Source organism: Sphingomonas sp. S-NIH.Pt15_0812, assembly GCF_003951315.1.
Classification (GTDB): domain Bacteria; phylum Pseudomonadota; class Alphaproteobacteria; order Sphingomonadales; family Sphingomonadaceae; genus Sphingomonas.
Genome location: NZ_QLJH01000003.1, coordinates 155,167 through 167,517, shown reverse-complemented (window position 1 = coordinate 167,517; position 12,351 = coordinate 155,167). Strand labels below are relative to the sequence as shown.

The window sequence follows — 12,351 nt, the reverse complement described above, 5'->3', positions numbered from 1 at the left end:
CGCCGGTTAGAAGATTCCCAGAAACTTCTTGCGCTGCGACTTGGCGGGTTGGTTGCTGAGATCATCGCGCGGCTGGCCCTTGGCGGTGCGCTGCGCCGAGGCGGTCGCGCCCGACAGTACCGGGCCGCAGGCGGCGGACTTGGCATCGCCGATATCGACGAACGCCAGGATCGCGGCCGGCGGCGTCGCCAGCAGCGCCAGGCCCAGTCCCGCGCCCGCCCGGCCGAGCAGTTGCGGCGAGATCACCTGGAGCGCGGGCTGCGCGAAATAGCCGCGGATGCCGACCGGCGACTGGCCGGAGAACAGGCTGAACTTCTTGCCGTCGGCGCGGAAGGCGAGGTCGACCGCCTCGGTCTTGAAGCTGAAGCCGCCCTTGCCGGTGATGACGTTCTTGCTCGTGTCGATCAGAATCGGATCGGCGGCGGCGATGCCGTTACGCACGGTGAAGGCGACCAGGCCGCAATTGATTTCGACCGGCTTCTTCAGCTTGTCCTCGAACATCTTCTGCACGAAGGTGCCGAGGTCGAGTTCGGCAAGCTGGACGTTGCGCGTCCACAGCGTGCCCTGCGGGATGATGAACGCCATCCGGCCATGCGCGGTGGCCAGCGAATCATGGATGGTGTCGCCGCGCCCGCGCAGTTCGATCCGGCCCTTCAGCGTGCCGCTGGTCCCGGACTCGATCACGCCCCAGCCGGCCAGCAGCTTGCCGAGCGGCGTCGGGGCGAGGCGGATGTCATAGGTCGCATCGGCCGGCCGGGCATTGGTGTCGATCCGCACATCCGAGGCGACGTTGCCGCGCGACAGCGCCATGGTCAGCGGCGACAGCGTCAGCACCGAATCCTTCAGCTTCACGGTCAGGTCGATGTCGGCGATCGGGATGCGCCGCGACTTCACCATGCCGACCGTCCAATGCGCATCGGCGTTGAAGGCGCGCATCGCCGCCACGTCGAGCGGCGCATCGGGCAGCAGTCGCGCCGGCGCCGCGCCGGTCGCGGCGGCGGCGGCGACCGCGCCCCTGGTCGCGACGATATCGGGATTGTAGCCGATGAAGGGCGCGACATCGACGATGTCGAGGCTGCGGGTGCGCAGTTCCGCGCCGATATGCACCTTGGGCACGCTTTGCGTCACCGTGAAGCGGCCGCTGATGTCGCTGTCGCCGAAACGGCCGGCCATGCGCGTGAAACGATATTCGTCGCCGCTCTTCACCAGTTGCGCATGAAGGCGATAGCGGCGCGTCTGCGGGATATAGACGCCGATGATGCCCAGCAGCTCGCGCAGGTTGCGCCCGCTGGCGCGGGTCTGAAGCGGAACGTTCTCGATATCGGCGATCGAGGGCAGGGTGCCCGACACGTCGATCACGTTATGCACCGCCCACATCCGCGCGACGAGCTGGTTCTTCCCGCGATTGGCGGTGGCATCGGGCGACAGCAACCGACCCGCCAGGCGGAAGGGGGTGTCGCGGATCACGCCCTTGCCGGTCACGCCGACCGCGCGGCCGATCCGCGCATCGTTCGATCGGATGTCGTCGAGCGACAGGTCGGCGAGCAGCCGCATCCGCGGATCGCGATAGCGTACGGTCGTGCCGGTGACGGTGGCGGTGTCGATGCGCGGGAATTCCAGCGGCTTGCCGCCCTTCTGGTCGCTGAACGTCCAGCTATTGGTGGTGTGCGCGGCGTTCCACTCCAGATCGGCGGCACCGTTCGCCAGGTCGAGGCTGTACAGGCGGCGTTTGCCGAACAGCAGCGACAAGGGCGCGATGCGCGCGTCGATCCGGTCGGCCTGGAACAGGTTGGGCCGCGTCGCCCAGGCCGGATTGGCGAGGGTGAAGCGCTCGGCATAGAGCTTGATTCGGAAGGGCGCGAAATAGAGCTGGAAGTCGCCATCGACCTTCACGGCGCGATGCGTCTGGCCGGCGACGAAGCGTTCGAAGGGATGGCGGAGGAACCGGCCCTTGGTGACGAACAGCAGCAGCCAGATGCCGAAGATCACCGCCGCCACCGCGATCAGCGTGTTGCGCAGGATGCGGCGGCGTCGCCGCTGCGTCTCCACGAGTGGCACGTCGGGGCTGGGCGCGGCCTGATCCATCGCGTCCCGACGCTTTCGGGGCCGTTTCGGTTCCGCATCGTTCATATGGTTGCATTCCGCATGGGGGGGGGCTAAGGGGCCCGCTTCCCGAGCGAGGCGCTACAGGAGGGCCCGGCCATCGGGGCTGCCGCGGCTGTCTTAAGTCTTGCTCTATGCGAAAGGACCAAAATGCCCAAGCTCAAGACCAAGAGCGGCGTGAAGAAGCGCTTCAAGCTCACGGCCACCGGCCTCCTCAAGCATGGTGTCGCTGGCAAGCGCCACCGCCTGATGAGCCACAATGCCAAGTACATCCGCCAGAACCGCCGCACCAAGGTGCTGTCGAAGGCCGACACCGCGACGGTGAAGGCCTGGGCGCCGTACGGCCTGAACTGAGGAGCGCTGAGACATGGCACGAGTGAAGCGTGGCGTAACCACCAAGGCGAAGCACAAGCGGATTTTGGATCAGGCGAAGGGCTATTATGGCCGTCGCAAGAACACGATCCGCATCGCGCGCCAGGCGGTCGAGAAGGCCGGCCAGTACGCCTATCGCGACCGCAAGGTGAAGAAGCGGACCTTCCGGGGTCTGTGGATCCAGCGCATCAACGCCGGCGTCCGCGCCGAGGGCCTGACCTATTCGCAGTTCATGCACGGCCTGAAGCTGGCGGGCATCGAACTGGACCGGAAGGTCCTGGCCGATATCGCCATGCACGAGGGTGAGGCCTTTTCGGCCATCATCGCGCAGGCGAAGGCGGCTCTCCCGCAGGCCGCGTAAACCGGCCTGACGCGAGGTGAAACAGGGGCGCGGGTGGCTATGCCATCCGCGCCCTTTTCGTTATCGGCGCTAGGCAAGCCGTCGCCGACGGGACGATGAGGAACGAATGACCGATCTCGATCAGATGCGCGACCGACTGCTCGCCGCCGTGGCGGAGGCCGAGGGGCTGGAGGCGCTGGACGCCGTGCGCGTGGAGGCACTGGGCAAGCAGGGCCGGATCACGCAGCTGCTCAAGACGCTGGGCGGCATGAGCCCCGACGAACGCCAGGTGCAGGGCCCCGCGATCCAGGGCCTGCGCGAGGCGGTGACGAATGCGATCGCGGCGCGCAAGGCGGCGCTGGAGCAGGCGGCGCTCGACGCGCGGCTGGCCAGCGAGACGATCGACCTGACGCTGCCGGTCGACGCGGTGCCGGCGGGCACCATCCATCCGGTCAGCCAGGTGATGGACGAGCTGGCCGAGATCTTCGCCGATCTGGGCTTCGCGGTCGCCACCGGGCCGGAGGTCGAGACGGATTGGCATAATTTCTCCGCGCTCAACATCCCCGAGACGCATCCGGCACGCGCGATGCACGACACCTTCTACCTGGCGGGGGTCGAGCCGGGCGGGGACGAGGCGCTGGTGAAGCGCGTGCTGCGCACCCACACCTCGCCCGTCCAGATCCGCACCATGATGGGCCAGCAGCCGCCGATCCGCATCATCGCGCCGGGTCGCACCTATCGCTCCGACTCCGATGCCACGCACACGCCGATGTTCCACCAGGTCGAGGGGCTGGTGATCGACAAGGGCATCACGCTGGCGCATCTGAAATGGACGCTGGAGACGTTCCTGAAGGCGTTCTTCGAGCGCGACGATATCGTCCTGCGCCTGCGTCCCAGCTATTTCCCCTTCACCGAACCCTCGGCCGAGGTCGATGTCGGCTATACGATCGAGAAGGGCAAGCGCGTGATCGGCGGGTCTGGTGGCGGCTGGATGGAGGTGCTGGGCAGCGGCATGGTCCACCCCAAGGTGATCGCGGCGTGCGGGCTGGACCCGAACGAGTGGCAGGGCTTCGCCTTCGGTTGCGGCATCGATCGCCTCGCCATGCTGAAATATGGCATGGACGATCTGCGCGCCTTCTTCGACGGCGATATCCGCTGGTTGAAGCATTATGGGTTCGCGAGCCTGGACGTGCCCACTTTGTCGGGAGGAGTCGGCGCATGAAGTTCACTTTGTCCTGGCTGAAGAGCCATTTGTCGACCGACGCCGATCTCGACACGATCCTGGAGGCGCTGACCCGAATCGGGTTGGAGGTAGAGGGCGTGACCGACCCGGCCGCCAAGCTGCGGGGCTTCACCGTCGCCCGCGTGCTGACCGCCGAGCGGCATCCGCAGGCGGACAAGCTGCAGGTGCTGTCGGTCGATGCGGGCGAGGGTCCGCTCCAGGTCGTGTGCGGCGCGCCCAACGCGCGCGCGGGCCTGGTCGGCGTGTTCGGCCGGCCGGGGGCGGCGGTGCCCGCCAACGGCATGGTGCTGAAGGTCGCGGCGATCCGCGGCGTCGAATCGAACGGCATGATGTGCTCGACCCGCGAACTGGAGCTGGGCGAGGATCATGACGGCATCATCGAACTGCCCCAGGACGCGCCGATCGGCACCGCCTTCGCCGATTATGCGGGGCTGGGCGATCCGGTGATCGAGGTGTCGGTGACGCCCAACCGCCAGGATTGCATGGGCGTCCATGGCATCGCGCGCGATCTGGCGGCGGCCGGGCTGGGCATGCTGATCCCGCCGACCGTGCCGGTGGTGACGGGCGAGGGGCCGGGGCCGGACGTGCGGATCGAGGATGCGGCGGGCTGCCCCGCCTTCTTCGCGCAGGGCGTGTCGGGCCTGACCAATGGCGAGGCGCCCGAATGGATGCGCCGCCGCCTGACCGCGATCGGGCAGAAGCCGATCTCGGCTTTGGTCGACATCACCAATTACATGACGGTCGATCTTGGCCGCCCCTTGCACGTCTATGACAAGGCCAAGCTGTCGGGCGGACTGGTCGCGCGACAGGCAAGGGCGGGCGAGACCGTCGAGGCGCTGAACGGCCGGACCTATACGCTGTCCGAGGGCATGACCGTGATCGCCGACGATGCGGCGGTGCACGATATCGGCGGCATCATGGGCGGCGCGCATTCGGGCGTGTCGGAGACGACCACCGACGTCGTCATCGAATGCGCCTATTTCACGCCCGAGGCGATCGCCCGGACGGGGCAGGCGCTGGCCCTGACCAGCGACGCGCGCCAGCGGTTCGAGCGTGGCGTCGACCCGGCCTTCCTGGACGACGGGCTCGCCATCGCCACCTTCCTGGTGCTGGAATATTGCGGCGGCGCCGCGAGCGGCGTGACCCGCGCGGGCGAGGCCCCGCTCGGCACGCGCACTTACGCCTATGATCCGGCCCGGACCGAGACGCTGGGCGGGCTGGCGGTGCCGGCGGAGCGGCAGCGTGCGATCCTCGAATCGCTCGGTTTCACGGTCGGCGACGACTGGCAGGTGACGCCGCCCACCTGGCGGCGCGACATCGACGGCACTGCCGACCTGGTCGAGGAGGTGATCCGCATCGAGGGGATCGACAAGGTCGCCCCCGTGCCGCTGCCGCGCGTCCCCGGCGTCGCCCGGCCGACCGCCACGGCCGAGCAGAAGGTGGAGCGCCGCGTCCGCCGCGCCGCCGCCGCGCGCGGGCTGGACGAGGCGGTGACGTGGAGCTTCCTGTCCGAGCGGCAGGCGACCGCCTTTGGCGGCGGGGCGTTCACGCTCGCCAATCCGATCAGCGAGGAGCTGAAGGTGATGCGCCCCTCGCTGCTGCCGGGCATCCTGTCGGCGGCGGAGCGCAACCTGCGGCGCGGCGCGGGCAGCGTGCGGCTGTTCGAGATCGGCCGCCGCTATCTGGCGGAGGGCGAGCGCGCGACGCTGGGCCTGGTGCTGGCGGGCGAGCGCGCCCCGCGCGGCTGGCGGCAGGGCAAGGCGGCGGCGTTCGACGCCTATGACGCCAAGGCGGAGGCGCTGGCGCTGCTGGCGGCGGCCGGTGCGCCGGTCGACAATCTCCAGGTGATGGGCGAGGCGGGCGAGGCCTTCCACCCCGGCCAGTCGGGTACGCTGCGACTGGGACCGAAGACGGTGCTGGCGCGGTTCGGGATGCTGCATCCCGCGCTCCTCAAGACGTTCGACCTGGACGGCGCGGTGGCGGCGGTGGAGCTGTATCTCGACGCGGTGCCGCCCAAGCGCGGCAGCGGCTTCATGCGGCCGGCCTATGCGCCGCCCGCGCTCCAGGCGGTGAAGCGCGACTTCGCCTTCCTGGTGCCGCCGGCGCTGTCGGCCGATGCGCTGGTGCGGGCGGTGCGGGGCGCGGACAAGGCGTCGATCGTGGCGGCGCGCGTGTTCGATGTGTTCGAGCGCGGGGCCGAGAAATCGGTGGCGGTGGAGGTCGTGCTCCAGCCGGGCGAGAAGAGCTTCACCGATGCCGATCTGAAGGCGGTGGCCGACAAGGTCGTCGCGGCGGCGGCCAAGCAGGGCGCGCAACTGCGCGGGTGAGGGGGCGTTTGCAACGCACCCCTACCGCCACCCCGGCGAGCGCCGGGGTCCGGTTGGAGCGGTAATAGTAACGGAGCGACACGCTCCATCACGATCGTCCCCCAGCTGGACCCCGGCCGTTGCCGGGAGTGGAAGGGAGCGGCGGAATGTAAAGACATCATAGGAGGGAAGCGATGACCGATCTCGTCTGGCTGCGATCCGCAGGCCTGAGCGCCGCGATCAACCCGTTCGGCGCGGAGCTGACCCATCTGCGCGACGCGGACGGCCGCGAGCTGATGACCGATGCGGACCCGGCCTATTGGCCGCGCCACGCGCCCATCCTGTTCCCGGCGATCGGCGTGACCAATGGCGGCGTGATCCGCGTCGACGGCATGACCCATCCGATGCCCAAGCACGGCTTCGCCCGCGACATGGCCTTCACGGTCAGCGCGCAGGGCGAGGATCATGCGACCTTCACCCTGACCGACACGGCGGCGACGCGCGCCGCCTATCCCTATGCCTTCCGCCTCGACATCACCTTCCGCCTCGCGGCCGCGACGCTGGCGATCGAGGCGCGGATCACCAATCCGGCGGACACCGCATTGCTGGCGCAGTTCGGCTTCCATCCCGCCTTCGCCTGGCCCCTGCCGTACGGCGAGGATCGCGCCGACCATCGCATCGTCTTCGCGGCGGACGAACCGGCCCGGCTGCGTGAGATCACGCCCGATGGCCTGATCGCCGCCGAGACGCGTGACAGCCCGCTGGAGGGCCGGACGCTGCCTCTCGCCGATGCGCTGTTCGTTGACGATGCCCTGGTCTGGGACCCGGTCGAGTCGCGCTCGGTCCATTATGGCGCGGAGACGGGACCGCGCCTGCGCATCGATTTTCCCGACACCGACAAGCTCGGCATCTGGACCAAGCCCGGCGCGGCGTTCGTCTGTGTCGAGCCGTGGCACGGCATCGCCGATCCGGTCGGCTTCACCGGCGAATATCGCGACAAGCCTGGGGTGTTCCCGGTCGCCGGCGGGGCGAGCAAGACGATCGCCATGCACGTCACGCTGGAAGGCTGAGCGGCTTCGCGGGCATTCCAATATCCATGGCGCGCGACACGGAAACACCGTAAAGGGCCCATGCCTCCGCGCCGTCGCGCGCGCGACGGCCCCTTGTCGTACCCGCCGCGCGCCGCCCGTCCGAGAGGCGCGCCGCCGCCAACCCGGATTGCCCGCCCGTGACCTCCCCCCGCCGCACCTTCGCGATCATCTCCCACCCCGACGCCGGCAAGACGACGCTGACCGAGAAGCTGCTCTATGTCGGCGGCGCGATCCATCTGGCGGGCGAGGTCAAGGCGCGCGGCCAGAACCGCCGCGCCCGGTCGGACTGGATGAAGATCGAGCAGCAGCGCGGCATCTCCGTCACCTCCTCGGTCATGACGTTCGAGCGCGACGGCATCACCTTCAACCTGCTCGACACGCCGGGCCACGAGGACTTCTCGGAGGATACCTATCGCACGCTGACCGCGGTCGATTCGGCGGTGATGGTGATCGACGCGGCCAAGGGCATCGAGCCGCAGACCCGCAAGCTGTTCGAGGTGTGCCGGCTGCGCTCGGTGCCGATCATCACCTTCGTCAACAAGGTCGATCGCGAGGGTCGTCCAGTGTTCGAGCTGCTCGACGAGATCGCCGACATGCTGGCGCTCGACGTCTGCCCGATGAGCTGGCCGGTCGGCATGGGCGGCGAGTTCGAGGGGATCCTCGACCTGCAAAGCAACCGGATCAGCCGGCCCGAGGGCGACAGCCGCAATTTCCAGGGCAAGGTGGAGGACGCGCCGAAGCTGGCCGACCGCTGGGTCGAGGAGATCGAGCTGGCCCAGGCCGGCTATGCCGAGTTCGATGCGGAGGCCTATCGCAACGGCGACCTGACGCCGGTCTATTTCGGATCGGCGCTCAAGGATTTCGGCGTCGCGGAGCTGATCGGCGCCCTGGCGAAATTCGCCCCGCCGCCGCGCCCGCAGCCGGCCGAGCCCGCCCCCGTCGCGCCCGAGAATCCGGAGGTCACCGGCTTCGTCTTCAAGGTCCAGGCCAATATGGACCCCAATCACCGCGACCGCATCGCCTTCATGCGGCTGTGTTCGGGCACGTTCAAGCGCGGCATGAAGCTGACGCCGACCGGCCATGGCAAGCCGATCGCGGTGCATTCGCCGATCCTGTTCTTCGCGCAGGACCGCGAGATCGCCGACGAGGCCTATCCGGGCGACATCATCGGCATCCCCAACCATGGCACGCTGCGGGTCGGCGATACCTTGTCGGAGCGGGCGGACGTGCGCTTCACCGGCCTGCCCAATTTCGCGCCCGAGATCCTGCGCCGCGTCGCGCTGAAGGACCCGACCAAGACCAAGCAGCTGCGCAAGGCGCTGGACGACATGGCCGAGGAGGGGGTGACCCAAGTCTTCTATCCGGAGATCGGCTCGAACTGGATCATCGGCGTGGTCGGGCAGCTCCAGCTCGAAGTGCTGCTGTCGCGGCTGGAGGCGGAGTACAAGGTCGCCGCCGGGCTGGAGCCGGCGCCGTTCGATACCGCGCGCTGGGTGAGCGCGAGCGATCCGGCCGAGCTGAAGGCCTTCACCGACCTCAACCGCGCCGCCATGGCCAAGGATCGCGACGGCAATCCGGTGTTCCTGGCCAAGTCGTCCTGGGAGGTCGGCTATGTCGCCGACCGCTATCCCAAGGTGAAGTTCGCCGCCACGCGCGAGCGCTGAGGCGGGCACGGGCATTGCGGAGCGGTGCCCGGCGACCTAAAGCGCAACGCTTCATCAAAGGGTCGGACGGTCTTGGCGCTTTCGTCGCATATCGATCATTGGCGGCGAAGCGGGCTGCTGAGCCAGCTGGTCCGCTTCGGCATCGCGGGCGGGCTGTCGACGCTGATCTATTCCGCCGTCTATCTGCCGCTGACCTATTGGGTGTTGCCGCGCGCCTGGGCGGTGCTGGCGGTGCCGCCGGCCTTCCTGGTGGCGGTGATCTGCGGCTTCTTCCTGCACAGCGGCTGGAGCTTTCGCGGGCATGCGGCGGGCGGGCAGGGCGCCCGGCTCCACATGAAGTTCCTGGTGGTGCAGAGCTTCGGCTTCGTGCTCAACGCCCTGTTCACCTGGATCGCGACCGCGCTGCTGCACCAGCCGCCCTGGGTCGCGCTGATCCCGGCGGCGACGGTGACGCCGCTCGCCACCTTCTTCCTCAATCGCCAATGGGTGTTCGGCTGATATGGATCGCATCGTCTATGACCGCATGGCGGCGCACGACTCCACCCATTGGTGGTATCGCGCGCGGCGCGACATCCTGGCCGATTATCTCGACCGCTATGGCGACTTGGCCGAAGGCGCGCGCATCCTGGAGATCGGCTGCGGCACCGGCCACAATCTGCCGATGCTCGCCGCCTTCGGCCATGTCGACGCGATCGAGATCGACCCGGCGGCGCGCGCCATCGCGTCGCAGCGGCTGGGCAAGCCGGTCGGCGCATCGCCGCTGCCCGGCCTGCCCGACGTGCCGCGCGGCCATTACGACCTGGTCGCGGTGCTCGACGTGGTCGAGCATATCGAGGACGACGTCGCCGCGCTGGCGGGGATGCGGTCGCTGTTGCGGCCCGGCGGCAAGATTCTGATCGCGGTGCCGGCGCATCAATGGATGTGGAGCGCGCATGACGTGGTCAACCACCATCACCGCCGCTATTCCAAGACGACGCTGAAGGCGGCGATCGCCCAGGCGGGGCTGGTCCCGGAGCGGTTGGGCTATTTCAACTCGCTGCTGTTCCCGCTCGCGGCGGCGGCGCGGGTGATGGGCCGGCTAACCGGGCGCGACGACAGCGACGATGCGCCGCCGCCGCCCGCGGTCAACGCGCTATTCGAGCGGATTTTCCGGCTGGAGCGGCATCTGGTCGGCCGGGTGCCGATGGGGCCGGGCGTGTCCATCGTCACGCTCGCCAAGCCCGCCTGACGGCGGGGGGGCGCCCATCCCGGCTGAGGCGAGCGCGGCGGGCGTGGTGGCGGGATCGGCCTGGAAGCCCAGGGTCGCCCGGCCGCGCACCGGCCCGGCGACATCGGCGACCAGATAGAGCGGCCGCCGCTTCGCCTCGATATACAGGCGGCCGAGATATTCGCCGATCATGCCCAGCACGAACATCTGCGCCGCGCCGATCACCACATTGACCAGCATCGTCGAGGTCCAGCCCGCCACCGCGCTGCCCGACAGCCAGCCGATCGCGATATAGACGATCAGCAGCAGCGACACGCCGGTCAGCGCCAGCCCCAGATGGCTGGCCCAGCGCAAGGGCGCGGTCGAGAAGCCGGTGACCGCGTCGAACGCCAGCCGGATCATCTTGGCGAGCGGATAATGGGTCTCGCCGGCATGACGCTCCGCCCGATCATAGGCGAAGGGGACCTGGCGGAAGCCGACCCAGGCGACCATGCCGCGAATGAAGCGCGCCTGTTCGGGCAGGGAGAGCAGGGCGTCGAGCGCGCGGCGGCTCATCAGCCGGAAATCGCCGGTATCGACCGGAATGGTGGTATCGGTGACCCGGTCGAGCACGCGGTAGAAGGCGGCGGCGGTCGCCTTCTTGAACAGCGTCTCGCCCTCGCGCCGGCGGCGGACGGCATAGACGACATCGGCGCCCTGCGCATGCATGGTCGCGCGCATCTCGCCCAGCAGTTCGGGCGGGTCCTGCAGATCGGCGTCGATGATCAGGATCTCCGCGCCCGAACACAGGTCTAGCCCGGCGGTGAGCGCGAGCTGATGGCCGTGGTTGCGCGACAGGTTGATCGCGACCAGATTCGGGTCGGCCGCGCTCAGCCGCTGCATGACCGCCCAGCTTTCGTCCCGCGAGCCGTCGTTGATCAGGACGATCTCATAATCCTCGCCCACCACCGCCCGCGCGGCGGCGGAGACGCGGGCGTGGAGCACGTCGAGGCAGGCGGCTTCGTTGTAGCAGGGAATGACGACGGACAGCGTAGGGGCAAGCGTCGGGATTGGGGCGCGCGGATGCATGATGCGCCGCTTGTAACCGCCCGCACCGGCCGCGTCATCGGCTTTCACGGCCAGCGGACGCGCAAGCCGGGACGGTATACCGAATGCGATGGGCGGAACAGGATGCGCGATCGGCGGTTCTACGGCCGGACCGGTCATTTGATGTAGATAAGGAATGGCGGGGGTGGTGCCCGGCTTCGGCGGCGATCGCCCTATGGCTGCACTGCCCGGCCATTCCCCCAGGTGAAAGGCTTTGTCATGAACAAGCACCAGGTTCGTGGTACGATCGGCTATTACAAGGGAACGATCGAGAAGGCGGCCGGCGACGTGTTCGACCGGCGCGACTGGCAGCTGGGCGGCGTGGTCGAGCAGGTCGCCGGAACCGGTGAGCATCTTTACGGTCGTGCTGGTGCGCTGGCGCAGGAGGTGCGCAAGGCCGCGCCGCCCGCCATCGACATGGGGCGCACGCGACTGCTCGACGCGACCGGCCGCTTCGCGACGCTGGCGCGGGAAAATGGCGAGCGGGCGCGGGCTGCAGTGGCGCGCCGACCCGATCTCCTATGGTCCGCGGTGGCGGCGGTCGCCGGCTATGCGCTGGCCTGGACGATCCATCGCCGCCACGCCTGATCCCGATGCGGCATGGGGTGGCCCGCCGGGCTGCCCCGCCATCGGCATAGTCGAACAGGAAGCGCGGCCAGCGCGCCTATGCCGCCGCCAAGGGAAAATCTTACGGTGGTAACCTTCCATCTGAAATATCAAAAGCGGTCGTCGTAGAGCTGAGGCTCTGGCGGAACCACCGGCGAAGAAAATGGGAGCGGTGTTGGGCAGGGAGGGCGCAGACCGATCGAACGTCGCATCGGTGTTGCGCTTCGTGCTTAGCTGCCAGGTCAGCCCGCGCGACCGGACAATGCCGGGCACCGACGTCCGCCTGTCATGGGTCTTTCAGTCCGGCGCGCGACTTCGCTGCCTTTACGCCGG

General features: G+C 68.8%; 11 protein-coding genes. 9 read left to right on the top strand and 2 right to left on the bottom strand.

What is annotated here, in order from left to right:
• Window positions 1-6 precede the first annotated feature (6 nt).
• A complete protein-coding gene (locus tag BRX43_RS03325; protein WP_125993408.1) occupies window positions 7-2,085 on the bottom strand; it encodes an AsmA family protein in 2,079 nt (692 codons plus the stop codon).
• Window positions 2,086-2,253: 168 nt separating this feature from the next.
• Between BRX43_RS03325 and rpmI the strand changes: the two genes are divergently transcribed.
• The 8 genes from rpmI to BRX43_RS03285 all read left to right on the top strand — a co-directional run bounded on the left by rpmI (window position 2,254) and on the right by BRX43_RS03285 (window position 10,347).
• A complete protein-coding gene (gene rpmI, locus BRX43_RS03320; protein WP_125993407.1) occupies window positions 2,254-2,457 on the top strand; it encodes a 50S ribosomal protein L35 in 204 nt (67 codons plus the stop codon).
• Between the two features lie 13 nt (window positions 2,458-2,470).
• Window positions 2,471-2,836: a 50S ribosomal protein L20 gene (rplT, locus tag BRX43_RS03315; protein WP_125993406.1), complete on the top strand. Its 366-nt coding sequence runs from the start codon at window positions 2,471-2,473 to the stop codon at window positions 2,834-2,836.
• A gap of 106 nt (window positions 2,837-2,942) precedes the next feature.
• Window positions 2,943-4,037 carry a phenylalanine--tRNA ligase subunit alpha gene (pheS, locus tag BRX43_RS03310; RefSeq protein ID WP_125993405.1) on the top strand — a complete coding sequence of 365 codons (1,095 nt, stop codon included), beginning with the start codon at window positions 2,943-2,945 and terminating at the stop codon, window positions 4,035-4,037.
• Window positions 4,034-6,385, top strand: coding sequence for a phenylalanine--tRNA ligase subunit beta (gene pheT / locus BRX43_RS03305; protein WP_125993404.1), 2,352 nt, complete (start codon window positions 4,034-4,036; stop codon window positions 6,383-6,385). Before pheS ends, pheT begins: the two co-directional genes overlap by 4 nt.
• Before the next feature lie 173 nt (window positions 6,386-6,558).
• On the top strand, window positions 6,559-7,434 hold the full coding sequence (locus BRX43_RS03300) for an aldose 1-epimerase family protein (protein WP_125993403.1): 876 nt from the start codon (window positions 6,559-6,561) through the stop codon (window positions 7,432-7,434).
• A 158-nt stretch (window positions 7,435-7,592) separates the two neighbouring features.
• Window positions 7,593-9,119 (top strand): peptide chain release factor 3, encoded by a 1,527-nt coding sequence (locus BRX43_RS03295; protein WP_125993402.1) that lies wholly within the window; start codon window positions 7,593-7,595, stop codon window positions 9,117-9,119.
• Window positions 9,120-9,191: 72 nt separating this feature from the next.
• Window positions 9,192-9,617 (top strand): GtrA family protein, encoded by a 426-nt coding sequence (locus tag BRX43_RS03290; protein ID WP_241214729.1) that lies wholly within the window; start codon window positions 9,192-9,194, stop codon window positions 9,615-9,617.
• A 1-nt stretch (window position 9,618) separates the two neighbouring features.
• The gene (locus BRX43_RS03285) at window positions 9,619-10,347 is read left to right on the top strand and encodes a class I SAM-dependent methyltransferase (protein WP_125993401.1); all 729 of its coding nucleotides are present in this window, start codon (window positions 9,619-9,621) and stop codon (window positions 10,345-10,347) included.
• On the opposite strand, the gene BRX43_RS03280 is transcribed toward BRX43_RS03285, so the two are convergent.
• Window positions 10,252-11,394, bottom strand: coding sequence for a glycosyltransferase family 2 protein (locus tag BRX43_RS03280; protein ID WP_125993476.1), 1,143 nt, complete (start codon window positions 11,392-11,394; stop codon window positions 10,252-10,254). The two genes, BRX43_RS03285 and BRX43_RS03280, sit on opposite strands and share 96 nt — an antisense overlap.
• Before the next feature lie 237 nt (window positions 11,395-11,631).
• On the opposite strand from BRX43_RS03280, the gene BRX43_RS03275 reads away from it, so the two are divergent.
• Window positions 11,632-12,000 (top strand): CsbD family protein, encoded by a 369-nt coding sequence (locus BRX43_RS03275; RefSeq protein ID WP_125993400.1) that lies wholly within the window; start codon window positions 11,632-11,634, stop codon window positions 11,998-12,000.
• Window positions 12,001-12,351 lie beyond the last annotated feature (351 nt).